The organism is Cupriavidus sp. MPR-AND1C, assembly GCF_058809705.1.
In genome coordinates this window covers 1-17,470 of the sequence record NZ_JBXASU010000081.1, presented here as the reverse complement: position 1 = coordinate 17,470, position 17,470 = coordinate 1, and the positions used below count along the sequence as shown (strand labels likewise).

Genomic DNA, 17,470 nt, shown 5'->3' with positions numbered 1-17,470 from the left:
GCGAGGACATTGCAGCCATGAGCCTCTACCACGCCGTTGAAACCCTGCTGGTGCCGCTGATCGTGCTGGCCTGCACGATCTCCGTGCTGGCCCGCTATGCGCCGCGCACCCGCGAACGGATCAAGGCCGGGCTGGCGGCACGCCTGGGTGGCACCGATGCCACCGGCTTGCGCCAGCGCGCAGCAGCCTGGCTGGCACCACAGGCCGCGGCCGGCTGCGCGAGCGGCTGCGACAGCGGCGGGTGCAATACCTGCGGCTCCAGCACCGCAGGCAGCACGCAGCCAGCGCCCGTCACGCAGGCCAGCGAGCAAGTCATCCGCTTCGTGCCCAAGCGCTGATTGGCAGCACGGTCACGCCCCAAAACCCATCGCTGGCCACGTTTTTGATCCACGCAGAAACGGGTACGCTTTGGGTTCGCCGCGCTGGTTCACAGCGTCTTCGGCACCTCCTCCCTCGCTCTTTCCCTCCTCGCCAACATCTGCGCGGCACGACCTCCATCAACAACGGCGCCCGGCAGGAACACATGCCGGGCACCGCGTGAAAGCTCAGGCCAAAGCTGGGCGCCGCATCAACTCACCGTTCCCGGAATCGTGATGGAAATCGGCTGCAGTTCAGGGCCGGCCGTGCAGGTTGCGGTCACTGTGAAATCGCCGAGCGCCAAAGGCGTCACCACGATCTGCGCGGCATTGACGCCACCCGCGAACGTTACGTTGGCGCTGCTGGTCCAGCTCCAGCCCGTGCAGCCAAGATAGGGCGCGTTGGCGCCGAAATTCATGAGCGTGGCGGTGACGGGAGTCGGCACGGGCAGCGACAGCAGCAGCTTGAGCGGTTGCGGCCCGTTATAGACCAGCGCCCACTTCGGCTGCTCCGTCACGGTCAGGCTGGCCCTGGGCGTGCCCGCTATCTTGGTGCTGGCCGCGCTCACCTGCAGCAGGCTCTGCACGGTGGGCGTGCCGATCACGATGCTGGTGCTCAACGTGGCCTGCCGCGTGGCCGGGTCCGCCGCAACGGAAAGCGTTGGCGAGGTGGCGGCGTAGCGCCAGGTGCCGTCGAAATCCGCAGTGGAATCATGCGAATCGCTGCGGATCACGCGCGCGTTGAAGACCTGCGGATAGCCATTCAGCACCGACAGCGCGTTGATGGGCAAGCCCCCTTGTGATAGCTCGAGCCGGTAGGTGTAGCCAGTGTTCTTCTGCACCGTCACCAGCATCTGCCCGCTGACAGCAATGCCGTTGGGCGCGGTGACCGAGACCGTGACCGTGCCGACCGCGGCGGCGGTATCCGAGCTGTTGACGCCCGTCAGCGATGCGGCATTCTGCGCGGCGCTGACCTGCACGTTGCTAATCGAGCTGGCCCAGGCCCAGTCGTGCACGGCTGCGCTGACGTCGCTGCCGTTGCCATCGACCAGCGTCGCCGTGACCGGCTGTACCTGCCCGTCGACCAGCGACAGGACCGGATTCGACAGTGCGAGGTTGTAGCTGACGGCGGTGGGCTGCACGGCCACCGTGGCCGTTTGCGCGGGCAGTTGCGTGGTGCTGTTGTCCGCCGCCTTGACGGTGGCCACCACCTGGATGGTGGCCGTGCCGACCGCCACACCCGTGATGGTGGCGCTGCCGTTTGCGGCCGGCACCACGGTGGCGATGGCGTTGCTGGACGAAGTCCAGGCAAAGGTGCTGGACGACGTGACGTCCGCTCCCTTGCTGTCCACCACCGAGGCCGACATCGAGATGCTGCGGCCCACCCCGACCTGTCCCGAGGTCATCGTGAGCGTCACCGAGTATTTCACCGGAGTGGTATCCGCTGCGGTGCTCGCGGTGGTGGGCGATGCGGCGCCCGAGCTGCCACCGCCGCCGCCACAGCCCGCCATCAGCAATGCCATGGCGGCGCAGGCCAGCCATGCTGGCCACGTCTTGGTGTTTCTCATGATGTCTCCCCGTATGGCGTTGAATCCCGGCCCCCCGCCGACAAAAGCCGAAGCAGGATGCCGCTGGCCAGACTCGTCAGGTTGACGCGACCGGACAGGAAAATGGCGGAATCGGACGGTCGCGTGCTATCCAGGCTAGTCACGATGCGCACGCTTCTGTACCAGCCAAACGGCTGAGCGTTCAGCGCCTATGTACGCTGACGCACGTCGGGGCTCAACCACAAGTCCGTGCTGAAGGCCAGGCGGAGGTGGCTGGCCAGCCGGTTATCCGCAGGGGACCCGGCGCACTCGTCCTTGACGCCCGTTCGCGTTCTCGACTATTCTTGCCGGATGCCGAGCGCTGAACAGCGGGCTCGGCATGCATGACAAGTACAAGTGATCGACGCACCTTGGTAATTGGCATAAGCCGCGCCATCCGCGTCATCCGGGTCATCCGCACCGCTTCCCACACACTACGCAATGCACCAAGCCACCTGCTTCCACCGCCGCGCCGCCGATGCCTCCCGCATCGCTGCAGCCGCGCGCGTGCCGGCAGAAGGTTGCGCGCTGGGTACCGCCATTGCTGTGGTTGCACCGGCCCTGTCGGCGCCGCGTCTTTCCTCCTCGCTACTGCTAGACCTACTGATCGGTTGCCGGGCCTAGTGCCTAGTGGCAGTTCGGCAGCCTCGCGCCACCCTTTTTCCGCATTGGCATTCTGACGCCTTCGCTGTTGAGCGCTTCAACGCCCTGGCGATCCTGCGTCCTGCTTTTTGCTTTTTGCCCTTTGCTTCTTGTGTCTTGCATCTTCCCGCGAGGAAGGAGAACCGTCATGATGTTGCGCAACCCCGCCACCAAATACCGCCCTGCCACTGCCGTAGATATCGCCGACCGAACCTGGCCCGCCAAGCGCATCACGCGCGCGCCGGTCTGGATGAGCACGGATCTGCGCGATGGCAACCAGGCCCTGATCGAGCCGATGAACCCGCAGCGCAAGCTCCGCTTCTTCGAGCAACTGGTCAAGATCGGGCTGAAGCAGATCGAAGTGGCCTTCCCCTCGGCCTCGCAGACCGATTTCGATTTCGTGCGGATGCTGATCGAGGAGAACCGCATCCCGGACGACGTGACCATCGTGGTGCTGACGCAGGCGCGGGAGGACCTGATACGGCGCACCATCGAATCCGTGCGCGGCGCCGCGCGCGCCGTGGTGCACCTCTACAACCCGATCGCCCCCGCGTTTCGCCGCATCGTGTTCGGTGCGAGCCGCGAGGAGGTCAAGGAGATCGCGCTGGCGGGCACCCGCCTGATCAAGGCGCTGACCGACGGCATGCCCGGGACGGCATGGAGCTACGAATACTCCCCCGAGACCTTCAGCATGACGGAGCTGGATTTCTCGCTCGAGGTTTGCGATGCGGTATCCGCGATCTGGCAGCCCGGCCCCACGCGCCCGCTCATTCTCAACCTGCCGACCACGGTGGAATGCAGCACACCCAATATCTTCGCCGACCAGGTCGAATGGATGCACCGGCATCTTGCACGGCGCGCGGACATCGTACTGTCGGTGCACCCGCACAATGACCGTGGCACCGCAGTGGCAGCCGCCGAGCTTGCCGTCATGGCGGGCGCCGATCGCGTGGAAGGCTGCCTGTTTGGCAATGGCGAGCGCACCGGCAATGTCGACCTGGTGACGCTGGCGCTGAATCTCTACACGCAGGGCGTGGACCCCGAGCTCGATTTTTCCGACATCGATGAAGTGCGCCAGTGCGTGGAGGATTGCAACCAGCTCCCCGTGCATCCGCGCCACCCGTATGTGGGCGACCTCGTCTTCACGGCCTTCTCCGGCTCGCACCAGGATGCGATTCGCAAAGGCTTCGCGCAACACAAGGCGGACGCGATCTGGGAGGTGCCTTACCTGCCGATCGACCCGGCCGACCTTGGCCGCAGCTACGATGCGGTGATCCGCGTAAACAGCCAGTCCGGCAAGGGCGGCATGGCCTACCTGCTGGAGCAGGTGCACGGCATCTATATGCCGCGCCGCCTGCAGATCGAGTTCAGCCGCGCGGTGCAGTCGATGACCGACGAGAGCGGGCTCGAGGCCAGCGCCGATGACTTGTATGGATTGTTCAAGCGCGAATATCTCGAACATGAGGCGCCGCTGCGCTATGTGGGCCACCAGATGGTGTCCGGCAACGGCGGCCAGGTGGAGATCGAAGTGGCGTTGCTGCGCGATGGCGAAGCGCTCAGCGCGCGCGGCCGGGGCAACGGCCCGATCGATGCGTTCGTCAGCGGCCTCAACGGCGCGCTGGACATGCCGGTGCGCGTGATGGATTACCACGAGCACGCGCTGTCGTGCGGCGCCAATGCTGCCGCGGCCTGCTATGTGGAAGTGCGGGTAGGAGACTCCGCCACGGGCTTCGGCGCCGGCATCGACGCCAGTATCGTCACGGCATCGCTCAAGGCCGTGGTGTCGGGCGTGAACCGCCACCTGCTTGCAGCCAGCCCGTCGCAGCGCGAGGACGCCCTGGTCGATTGATGCCGCCCACGCCCGGGCTCAAGGCCTCGGCACAGAAAAACCGGTGTGCCCCGCCCCCACGGGGCACACCCGGAAAGACGCCCTTGCGGGACGCCCACGACATGCTCGTTGCTTGACTGTGCGCACAGCGTAAGGCGGGTGCAAACTCGCCGCCACGAATATTTGCGCATGTCCTTAGAAGCTTGGTCCGGGATTGGAAATGCGAAAGAGCGCTGCGCGGCCCGGGACTGTCGCAACGCGGCGACGCATGCGCATGCGCGCGCCACAGGTGCCCATCTTCTTGCTTTCGGTCAAGGCTCGACCGGAAACGCTGCGCCAAACTGTGCGTGAAGTTTCCTAAAACACGAGCCAACCATCATGAAGAAGCACCTGTATTCCCGTCTGTGCACCACCGCCATCGCCACCCTTGCCTTGCTCGGCGCCGTTGCCGCAACGCCCGCTGCTGCTGCCGATGAAGCGCAGGGCAACTGGATGGTGCGCCTGCGCAGCACCTATCTCGACATGGCCGGCAAGTCCGACCCGATCGGCGGCGTTGGCGCCTCGGACCGCATCACGGTCAACAACAAGTGGATTCCGGAACTCGACGTCACCTACTTCTTCACGCCGCACATCGCCGCCGAGCTGGTGCTGACCGTGCCGCAGAAGCAGAACGTCTACCTCGATGGCAACAAGATCGGCTCCTTCACACATCTGCCGCCGACGCTGCTGGTGCAGTATCACTTCATTCCCAACGGCACGTTCCGCCCGTATATCGGCGCCGGCCTGAACTTCACGCGCATCTGGGGCGCCGACATTGCCAACAATTCGCTGTCGCTCGATAGCTGGAGCGTGGCGCCGGCCCTGCAGATCGGCATGGACTACAAGCTCACCAAGAACTGGTTCCTCAATGCCGACGTCAAGAAGGTGTGGCTGTCGAGCGATGTGAAGGCGGCCGGCGTGAAGGTCTCGAACGTGAGCCTGGATCCGTGGCTGTTCAGCATGGGCGTGGGCTACCGCTTCTGACGAAACGCGGTAAGTCGCACCACGGCACAACGAACGCGCGGCGGATCCCGCGTCAGGCTCTGGCTTGGCGCGGGATCTGCCGCAATGCGTTGCGACTCAAGCCATAGAAGCGCGCGACCACGGCCATCTCCGAACCAGCATCCAGCAACGCTTGCGCTGACTTCCGGCTGCGCAGTATCTGCGGGATGTTGGCGAGGAAAACGCTCGCCACGCCCGGGTCGAACTGCGTGCCGGAGCCTGCCGAGACAATCGACAGCGCATCGTCGTCGCTCATGCCGGGGCGATAGCAGCGCGACTCCGTCATGGCATCGAACGCATCGGCGATCGCCACGATCCGCGCGGCCAGCGGGATCTCCTTGCCGGCCAGGCCGCATGGATAGCCCGTGCCGTCGAAACGCTCATGGTGATGGTGCGCGACCTGCGATGCCAGACGCATCAGCGCGTCCGCACTGCCCGCAAGTATGTTCGCGCCGATCTCCGCATGCCGCTCGATCACCTGCCGCTCTTCGGGGAGCAGCTTGCCGGGCTTGAGCAATACGGCATCGGGGATGGCGAGCTTGCCCACGTCATGCGCCGGCGTGACGAGCCGTATGCGCTCGCAGTGCGCCGCATCCAGCCCCATCAGATCGGCAAGGCACGCGGCGATCGTCGCGGTGCGAACGAGATGGCCAGATGCATGCGGATAACGCAGGCAGCCAGCGAGCGTCAGGCTGGCCAGCGTGATAACCGCATGGGGATTCGTAGTCATGGTGCTGAAGCTGGGCGAAGCGCGAGATTCTATGCCTGCCGAGGCATATCGCCAATAGCTGATGGCGAACCGCCGGCTGGTCTGTGCGGCCCCGTCCTACCTGAAGGCGCACGGAACGCCTTCCACGCCGCATGACCTGGCGCGGCATCAATGCATCGTGCTGCGGCAGAACGACTCGGCCTACGGCATCTGGCGGTTCACCAAGGGGAAGAGAACCGAAACGGTCAAGGTACGCGGGCCGCTGAGCAGCAATGACGGCGAAGTCACGCTGACGTGGGGACTCGACGGGCAAGGCATCTTGCAGCGGGCGGAATGGGATCTCGCGGAATACCTGCGCAGCGGCCGGCTGGTGTTGCTGCTGGAGGACTATGCATTGCCGAGCGCCGACATCCATGCGGTGTTTCCGCAACGGCACAATATGTCAGCCAAGGTCAGGGCGTTCCTTGACTTCCTGGTGGCGCATTTCGAGGGCAAGCTGGCCAAGGCGCGTGGGGGCCCGAGCGCGTGGTGAGTGAGGGATGCAAGACACCGGCGTCCCCGCTCGCACGGGAACGCCGGCAGGAGCCTGCCTACCGGAATGCCGGCTCGTCAAAACTGCGCAGCTTTCGCGAGTGCAATTGCTCGGCACCGCCCTCGCGCAAGATGCGAATCGCCTCCAGCCCGATCGACATATGCTGGCTCACCCGCTGCCGATAAAACGCATTGGCCATGCCGCGCAGCTTGAGTTCGCCATGCAGCGGCTTGTCGGACACGCATAGCAAGGTGCCATACGGCACCCGCAGGCGAAAGCCGTTGGCCGCGACAGTGGCGCTTTCCATGTCGATGGCAATCGCGCGAGACTGGTTGAAGCGGGCGTACAACGCCTTGGACTTGAGCTCCCAGTTGCGGTCGTCGGTGGAGACAACGGTGCCGGTGCGCATGCGGGTCTTCATCTCGTTGCCGGACAAACCCGTCACGCGCACCACGGCCTCTTGCAGCGCGACCTGGATCTCGGCGATAGGCGGCACCGGCACCCAGGGCGGCAGGTCGTGATCGAGCACGTGGTCGTCGCGTACATAAGCGTGCGCCAGGACGTAGTCGCCGAGTTGTTGCGAGCGCCGCAGGCCGCCGCAGTGGCCAACCATCAGCCAGCAATGCGGACGCAGCACGGCCAGGTGATCGGTCATGGTCTTGGCGTTGGACGGGCCCACGCCGATATTGACCAGCGTGACGCCAAGCTTGTCCTCGCGCACCAGGTGATAGGCGGGCATCTGCGGCAGCGCGCGCGGGCGCAGGGCGTCGTCGGGCTCGGCCTCGCCGCGCTCTTGCACCACATCGCCGGGTTCCACGAAGCGCGCGTAGCCATCCGCGCCTTGCGCGTCTTCGGCGGCCATCAGCGAGCGGCCGAGCGCGATGAATTCGTCGACGTAGCGCTGATAGTTGGTAAACAGCACAAAGCGCTGGAAATGCTGAGGCGCGGTGCCGGTGTAGTGATAGAGCCGCTGCAGTGCCAGGTCCACGCGCTCGCCGGGAAACATCGAGAGCGGCCAGGCTTCGCCGGGCACCGGCTCATAGGTGCCGTTGGCGATGGCGTCGTCGATGCGGCTCAGCTCGGGCAGCACGAACGAGGCTTCGAGCTCGCGCGCCTGGGTGTAGCTGATGTCCGTGGTGGAGGCTTCGATGACGAACGGCAACGGGATCGGGCGGCGGCTGACGCCGACCACCACGGGCACGCGGTGGTAGCGTATCAGGCGCTCGATCTGGTCGCGGTAGTAATCGGCCAGCAGTTCGGGGCGGGTGACCGTGGTGCCGTAGACCCCGGGGTAGGCAACCGTGCCCCAGGATGGCCGGCTGTCGGTGACCATGGTTTCGAGATTGACCGAGATGCCCAGGTAGGGATAGCAGGCATGTGCCGCGGACGGCAGCGGCTGGCCCTGGGCGAAGGCGTCGAAGCGCGCGCGGATCGCGCCGACCGAGGCATCGTAGATTTCACGGATGCGAGCCAGCGCCGCGTCGGCGTCGGAGAACTCGGCCAGCTGATCGGCCGGATGGGCGGAAGAGAAGATCGAGGCATTCATGGGAAACATGATACCCCGCTACAGAGCGGAAGCAACATGGCCCGCCGCAAATTGACGGGCCTTCGCGCGCTCGCTACACTGCCTGCAGTCTTTTTGCGGCCCCGCGCCGCACTCGCCTCGTGACGCCCCCCATCAGAAGGGCAGCGCCGAGTTGCCGTATCTGCTTGCATGGGGAGCCCCGATGGAAATCCGCAATCTGCTGCCAGAAGAGATCGAGGCGGCCAGACAACTCCTTGCGGCAAATGGGTGGGCGCACCGCGTTGCCAACACGGAACGCTTCGCCCGGCTGATCGCCAACTCGCAACGGGTGGTGGTGGCGGTCGATAACGGAGAGATCGTGGGTTTCGCGCGGGCGCTGTGCGACGACATCTCCAACGGCTATCTGTCGATGGTCGCAGTGACGCCGAGCCATCGCCGCCGCGGCATCGGCCGCGCGCTGGTGCGCCACATCGTCGGCAAGGATCCCGATATCACGTGGGTGCTGCGCGCCGGGCGCTCGTCCGAGGCGGCCTTCTTCGGGCAGCTCGGCTTTGTGCCCTCGCTGGTGGCCATGGAGCGCCGGCGCACCTGAGCCGGGCCCCCCCGGGCCGGCCTGCCGCTCAATCCTTCATCGCGCACAACCAAACATGGCCGCTTCCACCGGTTGGTTTCATTGGGCGTTGCTGTCGGCCGCATTTGCCGCGCTGACGGCGATCTTCGCCAAGATCGGGCTGGAAGGCGTCAACTCGGACCTTGCCACGCTGGTGCGCACGGCGGTGATCATCGTGGTGCTGAGTGTTTTCGTGGTGCTCACGGGCAAGTGGAGCAACCCGCTCGCGCTGTCGCCGCGGACGTGGATCTTCCTCGTGCTCTCCGGACTTGCCACGGGCGCCTCATGGGTGTGTTATTTCCGGGCGCTGAAGATTGGCGATGCCTCGAAGGTGGCGCCGGTGGACAAGCTGAGCCTGCTGCTGGTGGCGGTGTTCGCCGTGATCTTTCTCGGCGAACGTCCCAATCTGCGCGAGTGGGCCGGCATCGCGCTGGTTGGCGCCGGCGTGCTGTTGCTAGGGTTCAAGCGCTAAGCGGCAACCGCGGCACTGGGGTCGCATCGATATTACCGGTCAGTGCGCACCGGCCCGTATTCCACCGGCACCCAGGCGTAGCCCTTGCTCTCCACGCGCACATGGCCGATCCCCGGGAACGGCAGGTGGGCGCCCGCCACCCACAGCTTGCCGCGCGCGGCATCGGCGAAGATCTTCTTGCGCGTGCGCACCGCCTGCGTGCTGTCCGAGTCGAACTCCAGCGCCACCTCTGGGCGGCGCAACTGCACCGCGTGGCTGTGCACGATATCGCCCCACACCAGCAGGCTTTGATTGCCTGACTTGAACAGGTAGGCACTGTGGCCCGGGGTGTGCCCGCGCGCCGGCACCGCGCTCACGCCCGCCACCAGCTGGTCGCCCGCGCCAAAGGTGCGTAGCCGGCCGGCTGCCTGGTAAGGGGCGACGGCGGCGCGCGCCATGGCGAACGAGGACTGCGCGTCCCGTGGTGCGCGCGCGGCGGTGGCTTCGTCCAGCCAGTAGCCCGCTTCAGCCTTGTCGACATACACGTTGGCGTTGGCGAAGACGGCCTTGCCGTCGGCCATCAGGCCGCACGCGTGATCGCCGTGCATATGGGTCAGCAGCACCGTATCGACCTGGGCGGGGTTATAGCCCGCCGCGCGCAGGTTCTCGACAACGCGGCCCAGCGTAGGGCCAAAGCAAGCCGCCGTGCCGGTATCGACCAGGATCAGGTTAGCGCCAGTGTTGATCAGGTAAGCATTGACAGCGGTCTGCATGCCGGGCGTGGAGGCCACGAACATGCGCGCGAGCAGGCTTTGTACCTCGCCCGGGCTGGTGAACTTGAGCAGCTTGGTGTCCAGGTCGACATAGCCATCGTAGAGCGCGGTGACCTCGAACTGGCCCAGCATCATGCGGTAGTAGCCGGGCACCTGGGTCTTCTGCTGGGCCGGCGGGGCCGCCGGCGGCTGGACCTGCGCCAGCGCGGGCACACCGGCAAGGGCGAGGGCGCAGACCATCGAAAGCGCCGTCAGGCGGCCAGCAATGCGGGGCGGGAGCATAGGACGATCCTTTAGGGGAGCAAGCCACGCAAGGCCACGTGCCGCTGCCTGATCAACGGCTGCCTTGCGCCGCGCCGGAACGCAGATACGCCAGCGCCGGTGCCAACTGTGCCACTGCCGGAGCCTGCGCGCAAACATGCGAGGCAGTGCTCCAGGGATAGGGCAGGCGGGCCAGCCAGCCGTCCAGCACCTGTTGCGCGGCGTCGGCGGGCAACACCTCCATGGCCTCGATCACGATGGTGAGTGCCTGCACGCGCCGGGCGCCATCTTGCCCGGAGAACTCCCACGCGTAGCTGCCGCAGCCCACGCGCACGCCGCCGCTGGCCTTGTCGGTCATGCCGACCAGCCAGTCGCAGCCATAGCGTTGCGCATCGGCCGCGGGCGGGGCCTCTGCCAGGCAGAACGTGTAGACATTGTCGTAGCTCTGGCCGAAGCGCCGCACCAGCACGTCGCTGATCGTGGCCAGGCCTTCACTGCGTGCCGGGAACGTGATGGCCTCGGACTTGACCGTCATCTCCAGCGTGGCATCAGCAGCGAAGGCGTGCGCCATCAGATGGGGGCGGTTCTCGTCCTTGGCGCGAATATAGGTGCGGATCAGGGCCTGGGGATCGAGGGAGCCGGGAAACGTCGATGCGGGTGCGTTCATGCGTGCCTTGCGTGCGCCTGCGGCCGGTCGGAGGCTGCCGCGCGGCCATGGTTGAGTGGTTGGCGGCATGGTAGCCCGCCTCCCGCGCCAGCGGTGGCGCGGCCCTCCCGCCAGCAAGGTTGCTTCGGCATGCGCCGGTTCCCGCGATCGCACCGGCCTGGTTGCCTTTGCTTCAAGACCTTTCGTCACGAGCACGTCATCAAGCCGACATAGATTGTGGCCCTGCCGCCGCCCCCCCCCCCAGGCGGGGGGGCAACGAGAACACACGAGAACAAACGAAAACAACGAACGGGTGAAGGATCGATGATCAAGCGAAAGCAATGGGCTGCAGTGGCCTGTACCCTGGCAACGGCAGCGCTGGCCGCCTGCGGCGGCGGCGGCGACCAGACGCAGGCTGCGCAAGCGGGCGGCGCCAGCACCGCAGGCAATGGCAGCAATGGCGGCGCGGTGACGCAGCCGGCCGCGCTCACGCCGCTGGCGGGCGGCTCGCTCTATGTCGGCGCGGTGAGCTTCGGCGATACCGTGTCCGTTGCGCTCGACCAGCCGGCCGCCGGCCAGGTCACGCTGCGCTTTCTCGATTCCCGCTTTGGCCTGGGGGGCACGCTGGTGGGCAGCTACACGCGTAGCGGCGACACCTACAAAGTCACCACGCTGGCGGCGGCCAGTGCCGACGTACCCGCGGCCCTGGCCACCGCCGCGAGCGCCATCGGCTTTGAGTTCGTGGTCGATTCCGGCGTGCTGTCCGGTGCGCTGGGCCAGGTGCCCAACCTCCTCGCGGGCGGCGGCGCGCTGCTCCAGGGCCACGTGAGCGCGGCCAACAAGGGCGCGCAACTGAGCGATGTCGCGGGCGTCTACAACTATCTGCGCCAGGCAGGCGCCACGGCCGTCGTGGGACAGGTCAAGATCTCCGCGAACGGGACAGTGCGCGCCTGCGCCGGTGCCGCCTATGCCGACAATTGCGCCGGCGGCGAAAACGGCACGCTCGCCGCGGACGCCGACCAGCAGCGCTTCCCCGGCGCCTTCGCCGTGACGCTGGGCGGCAGCAAGATCGGCCGCCTCTTCGTGGCACGCCAGGATGGCCAGGCAACGCTGTTCGTCGACGAAGCCGCCAGCAATGCCGACGGCAGCCCGCGCAACGGCAGCTGGGTGCTCAAGAGCGCGCAGGCCATTGCCGCTGGCGCCGCCGACGGCGACTGGCTATGCGCCGAGGCCGAGCTGGACGACGGCAACGCGGCCACCGGCCGCACCCGCCGCAACATCGTGTCGATCGCGGGCAACCGGCTCGCCGCCGATAATATCGCCACGGACGTCACGCTGAACTACAACGCGGCCATCGGGGCCATGGGGGCCAGCGGCGCCATCGCCACCGGTGCCAACGGGCTGATCTCCGGAACCTGGCAGGACACCGTCGCCGCGCAGCCGCAAGCCGCGTCGCTAGCGCTGCTGCCGGTCACCGCCAAGCTGGCCTACCAGCTGCGTGACGTGCCCGGCGCCAAGCGCCGCCTCCAGGGCGTTTGCACGCCGCTGGCCGCGCAAACCCCGACCACCACCTACCTGCAAGCCAAGGCCGGCGATATCGTGCAGGTCACGCTGGCCGACCTGCGCCCGACCCAGCCGGCCATCGGCTTCGACCAGATCTACTACAAGCTGGGCCGCTACGCTGCCGACCCGGCCAAGAAGTTCGACGATGCCTGCGAGGCCAACGGCCAGAACAAGGCCAGCGCGACGACCGCTGCCTCGCGCCTGGACAATCTCGCCTCCTTCACCTGCACCAAGGCGGTCGGCAACAAGCCCGCGGATATGAAGACCATGGTGATCGGCCCGGCGGGCAAGCCGTACCTGACCGACGGCCATCACACCTTCACCAGCATGTGGGAAGCGGCCGATGGTGGCCCGCAGGCGAAGATGTGGATCAAGGTGCAGGACAACCTGGCCACGCAGGATCGCGCCACGTTCTTCCGCACGCTGCGCGAGCGCAAGCTGATGTGGCTGAAGGACACCGCCAACCGCCCGGCCACGCCGGCCGAACTGCCGCCGTCGCTCGGCCTGCGCAACGGCCTGGGCAACGACCGCTATCGATCGCTGGTGTATTTCACGCGCGACATCGGCTACCAGCAACTGGCGGATGCCACGGAGTTCACGGAGTTTTACTGGGGTGACTGGCTGCGCCAGCGCGTCAAACTGGACAACTACCGCCTGGACGACACCACGAGCTACCTGAGCGCCGTGCGCGCGGCGGCCACCGCCATGGTGGCGCTGGCCCCCGCCGATTTGGTGAGCAGCGGCAAGACCGCCGCGGCGCTGGGCGGGCTGACGGTGCTCAACGAGACGGAGTTCACGGCGTTGTCGCAGCCGGTGGGCAGCGCCAAGCCCGGCAAGCTGCCGTATGCGGTGGGCTACAAGGCGACGCTGGCCCAGTAAGCTGGCCTGGCCGCCTCGCCGTGCAGGTGGATCGCACGGCGAGGCGCCAGAATCGCTTTGAAATGGCCTCTTATTCAGGCTGGATGTTGGCGGCCTTGATGATGCGGCCCCACTTGGCCGATTCCTGCGCCTGGAACTTGGCCAGCTCTGCCGGCGTGCTGGTGAACACGTCGGTGCCCGTGGACTGGTAGAAGTTTGCCGCGGTCTCGCTCTTGGCGGCCTTCACCATCAGGGCGTTGAGCTTGTCCACCACCGGCTGCGGCGTCCTGGCCGGCGCGTAGGCGGCGAACCAGTAGCTCATCTCATAGCCCTTGACGCCGGCCTCGTCGATGGTCGGCACATTGGGCGCCAGCGGCGAGCGCGACTTGCCCGACACCCCCAGCGCCTTGAGCTTGCCGCTCTTGACTTGGGGCAGGCCGGTGGCGGTATCGGTGATCATCATCTGGATCTGGTTGCCCAGCAGGTCGGTGATGGCCAGCGGGTTGCTCTTGTAGGGCACGTGCAGCAACTGCACATGCGCCATTTGCTGGAACAGCTCCCCGGCAATGCGCGAGGACGAGCTGCCGCTGCCAAAACTGAGCTTGCCCGGCTCCTTCCTGGCCAGCGCGATGAATTCCCCCACATTGCTGACCGGCAACTGCGGGTTGACCACCATGATCTGGCCGCCACGGCCCAGCGCGGTCACCGGCACATAGTCCTTGACCGGATCGTAGGGCAGCTTCTTGAACAGATGCTCGTTGGCCGCATGCGTGGTGTTGGTACTGATCAGCACGGTATAGCCGTCCGGGCTGGCCTTGGCCACGTCGCTGGCAGCGATAAAGCCGTTGGCGCCGGGCTTGTTGTCGACCACCACCGTCACCTTGGCATCGACCGTAATGGCCTGGCCGATCGCGCGGGCGAGCTGGTCCGTGGCGCTGCCGGCGGCGAACGGCACCACGAAGCGAATCGGCTTATCCGGAAACTCCGCCTGCGCCGGGCCGGCCAGCAGCGCGAGCGCCGCGGCGGCGATGCCGGTGACCACCTTCAGGCGGGAAGCGGACTTGGTGTATGCGGACATCTTTGGTCTCCTGTTCGAATCTGGAATCGTTCTGGTTTGTCGTTCTGGTTTGTCGCTTTACTTCGGTGTTCTGCTTCCGTGTTGTGCTTCTGTGTTGTGCTTCAGCCAGCGCCGGCCAGCCGCGGGGGCAAAGGGATTTCCAGTTGCAGCAGCAGGAAAGACAGCGCCTTGCCGTGCGTATCGAGGTTGAGGGCATCGTTCACGCCGCCGTCGAGCACGCCGTCGATGACGAAGTTCATCGCCTGCAGCGAGGACACCAGGTAGCGCTTGACCGCCGCCGGCTGGCGGTAGCGGAACAGCGCCGCCACCGCGTCCTCGGTGACATGCGCGACAAGGTGGTCGAAGTCGCGCGCGTCGTAGGCGATCACGCTGATGTTGGAGCGATCCCCCTTGTCGCCCGTGCGTCCGTGCGCGAGCTGGTAGAGCGCGATGGTGGTAGGGGTAGCGGTTGCGTTCATGGCAGCAGGGAGTGGCTTGCGGTGACGGCGCTGCGCGGCACCAGGCAGGACATGGCGTTCAGCCGCGCGCGCAACGCGGTGCGCACACCGCCGCCGCCGGCGGGGCCGCAGGTGTACAGCGCATTGACTTCACGCAGCAGCGCTTCGGCCACGGGCTTGTCCTCATGCGCCAGCGCGGCGCGCAGGCGTACGTCCTGCGCCTGTGCCTCGCCGGGTTGTGTTTGTTGCAGCAGGCGGCCGCCATCGTCGGCAAAGACGCTCAGCACACCGATCAGGTCAAAGCGGATCGGCACCGCATGGCCGAGCAGGTCCATGCGCTTGCGCACGATCTGCGCAGCCAGGCGCGCGCGCGCCGCCGCGTTCGGGCCGGCGTAGGAGATCTCGCCTTCCGCGATCCAGCCGCCTTCGTAGAACAGGTTGGCCTTGAGCTGCTCGGGCCGCTCAAAGCCACGCACATTGCGCACCGCCACGCGGTCCGGGCCGATCTGCTCGACCGTGGCCGCGCTGATGTCGGCGATGACGTCAGGCGTCAGGTAGGCGGCGGGATCGTGCACCTCGTAGAGAAGCTGCTCCTTGACCGTGCGCAGGTCCACGCAGCCGCCCGTATCCGCCGCCTTGCTTACTTCGATATTGCCATCTTCATCCAGGCGCACGATGGGATAGCCGACGGCATGCACATCCGGCACATCCTTCATGCCGGGATCGGCGAAATAGCCGCCGGTGACCTGCGCCCCGCATTCCAGCAAATGCCCGGCCATGGTGGCGCGCGCCAGCCGGTCCCAGTCCTGCCACGACCAGCCAAAATGCGCCATGGCCGGGCCCACCGCCAGCGCGGGATCCGCCACGCGGCCGCACACCACTACCTGCGCGCCGGCGCGCAGCGCATCGGCAATGCCCTGCGCGCCAATGTAGGCGTTGGCGCAAACGAAGCGTGCCTCCGGAAAGCCCGCGCCCACAATCTTGCGCAGCACCGCCCGGCCCGCATCGTGCGAGAGATCGTCGCCCTCCACCACCGCCACCCGCGGCGGTGCCAGGCCCAACTCCGCCGCCAGCGCGCGCACGCGCTGCGCTGCGGCATGGGGATTGGCCGCGCCGAAATTGCCGACGATGGGAATGCCGTTGGCCAGGCACAACCCCAGCACCGGCGAGAGCAAGGCGTAGAGCAGGGGCTCGTAGCCGTGGGCGGGATTGTTGCGGCGCGCCAGCTGGGCCAGCGCCAGCGTGCGCTCGGCCAGCGTCTCGAACATCAGCACGGCCGGCCCGCCCGCTGCGATCAGCGTGCGCACCACGGGCAGGGCGGCGTCGGTGCGGTCGCCGGAGAAGCCGGCGCCGGAGCCGATCAGCAAAGGGGCGGTCATAGGATGAAAGCCAGGTGAGAACCGGGTGAACTAGAGGTGGCCGCGCGCGGGAATGCTGGCCGATGCGGCTATTCTAGACGCGGCACCGTCAACCAAAAAGCGGATAATTTGGATTAATCTATCGACTTTCCAGATTAAACCGAAGCCGCTGGCGCTTGCCAATGAACCTCTCCGTCAAACACCTGCGCGCCTTTGTGGCCCTGGTCACGCACCGCAACTTCACCCGCGCGGCGCAGGCCTGCCACTTGTCGCAATCCGCCTTCAGCGCGCTGATCCAGACGCTGGAGGAGCAAGCCGGCACGCGGCTGTTCGAGCGCACCACGCGCCACGTGGAGCTTAGCGTGGAAGGACGGCGCTTCGAAGACGTGGCGGCGCGGCTGCTGGCCGATTTCGAGACCGCCTTCGCGGAACTGCGCGACCATGCCGAACGCCGCAAAGGACGCGTCTCGATCGCCGCGCTGCCGTCGCTGGCGGCAGGCGACCTGCCGCCGATCCTGGCCGCCTTCCACCAGCGCTACCCCGGCATCACCATCGAACTGTTCGACCTGCTGGCGGACGGCTGCATCGACCTGGTCAGGCGCGGACGCGCGGATTTTGCGCTGGCGCCCGCCCCCGCGCAGGACAGCGACCTGCGCATCGAGCCCTTGGTAACAGACACCTTCCACCTGGTCTGCCCTGCCGGCCATCCCCTGGCCAGCCGGCGGCGCGTGACACCCCAGGCGCTGGCAGGCCTGCCCTTTATCCAGCTCTCCCGCACCAGCAGCGTGCGCCAGCACCTGGATGCCGCGCTGCATCCACTCAAGCTCAACGGCGTCATGGAAGTGGAACACCTGGCCACCGTAGCCGCGCTGGTAGCCGCCGGGCTTGGCGTAACCGTGGTGCCAGCCCTGGCGCTATTCCAGTTCCAGCAAGAAAGCCTGGCAATCCGCCCAATGCAATTGCCTTCGCTGGTGCGGGACATCTGCCTGGTGCGCTTGAGAGAGAGGGGAGATTCGACAGCGGCGGCAGCGATGATTGAAGCGCTGCAGGCGCATTTCAAGAAGGGGAAGGCGTAATCGACGAGATGGTCCTGCGCACCGACGAGAACCAGCACAAGCATGGCGCCAGCCCCGCGATCCGGTGTAGCCGTGATTGCCGCCCCCAGGCGGCAATCACCCCAGCGCGATGCGAAGCGAGCCGTCAAGGTGTACCAGGC

At 66.7% G+C, this 17,470-nt stretch carries 15 protein-coding genes and 1 pseudogene; 8 read left to right on the top strand and 8 right to left on the bottom strand.

All coding sequences use genetic code 11. The features are described 5' to 3' along the window. Positions 1-17 precede the first annotated feature (17 nt). Complete coding sequence (locus AC1RWI_RS30085; RefSeq protein ID WP_492870130.1) at positions 18-338, top strand: DUF6587 family protein; 321 nt, start codon at positions 18-20, stop codon at positions 336-338. Between the two features lie 230 nt (positions 339-568). Here the strand turns inward: AC1RWI_RS30085 and AC1RWI_RS30080 are convergent, their stop codons facing one another. Continuing rightward, positions 569-1,924, bottom strand: a complete 1,356-nt coding sequence (locus tag AC1RWI_RS30080) for a hypothetical protein (RefSeq protein ID WP_492870129.1) — start codon at positions 1,922-1,924, stop codon at positions 569-571. An 811-nt stretch (positions 1,925-2,735) separates the two neighbouring features. Here AC1RWI_RS30080 and leuA point away from each other — a divergent pair. Together leuA and AC1RWI_RS30070 are read left to right on the top strand one after the other, a co-directional pair. Then, complete coding sequence (gene leuA / locus AC1RWI_RS30075; RefSeq protein ID WP_492870136.1) at positions 2,736-4,433, top strand: 2-isopropylmalate synthase; 1,698 nt, start codon at positions 2,736-2,738, stop codon at positions 4,431-4,433. A gap of 357 nt (positions 4,434-4,790) precedes the next feature. Then, entirely contained in the window at positions 4,791-5,435 is a 645-nt protein-coding gene (locus AC1RWI_RS30070) for an OmpW/AlkL family protein (RefSeq protein WP_043352755.1), read from the top strand. A 52-nt stretch (positions 5,436-5,487) separates the two neighbouring features. Here AC1RWI_RS30070 and AC1RWI_RS30065 read toward each other — a convergent pair whose 3' ends face one another. Then, on the bottom strand, positions 5,488-6,183 hold the full coding sequence (locus AC1RWI_RS30065; protein WP_492870128.1) for an HD-GYP domain-containing protein: 696 nt from the start codon (positions 6,181-6,183) through the stop codon (positions 5,488-5,490). 67 nt (positions 6,184-6,250) lie between these two features. On the opposite strand from AC1RWI_RS30065, the pseudogene AC1RWI_RS30060 reads away from it, so the two are divergent. Further along, a pseudogene (locus AC1RWI_RS30060) lies at positions 6,251-6,694 on the top strand (LysR substrate-binding domain-containing protein); the annotation flags it as partial. A gap of 58 nt (positions 6,695-6,752) precedes the next feature. Here the strand turns inward: AC1RWI_RS30060 and AC1RWI_RS30055 are convergent. Continuing rightward, positions 6,753-8,249, bottom strand: coding sequence for an AMP nucleosidase (locus AC1RWI_RS30055; protein WP_043352751.1), 1,497 nt, complete (start codon positions 8,247-8,249; stop codon positions 6,753-6,755). 172 nt (positions 8,250-8,421) lie between these two features. Between AC1RWI_RS30055 and AC1RWI_RS30050 the strand changes: the two genes are divergently transcribed. Together AC1RWI_RS30050 and AC1RWI_RS30045 are read left to right on the top strand one after the other, a co-directional pair. Continuing rightward, a complete protein-coding gene (locus tag AC1RWI_RS30050; protein WP_043352749.1) occupies positions 8,422-8,811 on the top strand; it encodes a GNAT family N-acetyltransferase in 390 nt (129 codons plus the stop codon). 55 nt (positions 8,812-8,866) lie between these two features. Continuing rightward, positions 8,867-9,301, top strand: coding sequence for an EamA family transporter (locus tag AC1RWI_RS30045; RefSeq protein WP_492870127.1), 435 nt, complete (start codon positions 8,867-8,869; stop codon positions 9,299-9,301). Positions 9,302-9,333: 32 nt separating this feature from the next. Here AC1RWI_RS30045 and AC1RWI_RS30040 read toward each other — a convergent pair whose 3' ends face one another. Together AC1RWI_RS30040 and AC1RWI_RS30035 are read right to left on the bottom strand one after the other, a co-directional pair. Next, on the bottom strand, positions 9,334-10,335 hold the full coding sequence (locus tag AC1RWI_RS30040) for an MBL fold metallo-hydrolase (protein ID WP_492870126.1): 1,002 nt from the start codon (positions 10,333-10,335) through the stop codon (positions 9,334-9,336). 52 nt (positions 10,336-10,387) lie between these two features. After that, positions 10,388-10,981, bottom strand: coding sequence for a hypothetical protein (locus AC1RWI_RS30035; RefSeq protein WP_492870125.1), 594 nt, complete (start codon positions 10,979-10,981; stop codon positions 10,388-10,390). Positions 10,982-11,284: 303 nt separating this feature from the next. Here AC1RWI_RS30035 and AC1RWI_RS30030 point away from each other — a divergent pair, with 303 nt between their 5' ends. Continuing rightward, positions 11,285-13,402: a ParB/Srx family N-terminal domain-containing protein gene (locus AC1RWI_RS30030; protein ID WP_492870124.1), complete on the top strand. Its 2,118-nt coding sequence runs from the start codon at positions 11,285-11,287 to the stop codon at positions 13,400-13,402. Between the two features lie 70 nt (positions 13,403-13,472). Here AC1RWI_RS30030 and AC1RWI_RS30025 read toward each other — a convergent pair whose 3' ends face one another. The 3 genes from AC1RWI_RS30025 to AC1RWI_RS30015 form a co-directional block, all read right to left on the bottom strand. Beyond that, positions 13,473-14,459, bottom strand: coding sequence for a Bug family tripartite tricarboxylate transporter substrate binding protein (locus AC1RWI_RS30025; RefSeq protein ID WP_492870123.1), 987 nt, complete (start codon positions 14,457-14,459; stop codon positions 13,473-13,475). 101 nt (positions 14,460-14,560) lie between these two features. Then, positions 14,561-14,917 (bottom strand): AtuA-related protein, encoded by a 357-nt coding sequence (locus AC1RWI_RS30020; protein WP_043352733.1) that lies wholly within the window; start codon positions 14,915-14,917, stop codon positions 14,561-14,563. Continuing rightward, positions 14,914-16,275: an acyclic terpene utilization AtuA family protein gene (locus AC1RWI_RS30015; protein WP_492870122.1), complete on the bottom strand. Its 1,362-nt coding sequence runs from the start codon at positions 16,273-16,275 to the stop codon at positions 14,914-14,916. The genes AC1RWI_RS30020 and AC1RWI_RS30015 overlap by 4 nt, the downstream gene beginning before the upstream one ends. A 161-nt stretch (positions 16,276-16,436) precedes the next feature. Here AC1RWI_RS30015 and AC1RWI_RS30010 point away from each other — a divergent pair, with 161 nt between their 5' ends. Continuing rightward, on the top strand, positions 16,437-17,330 hold the full coding sequence (locus AC1RWI_RS30010) for a LysR family transcriptional regulator (protein WP_043352725.1): 894 nt from the start codon (positions 16,437-16,439) through the stop codon (positions 17,328-17,330). Positions 17,331-17,470: the final 140 nt, after the last annotated feature.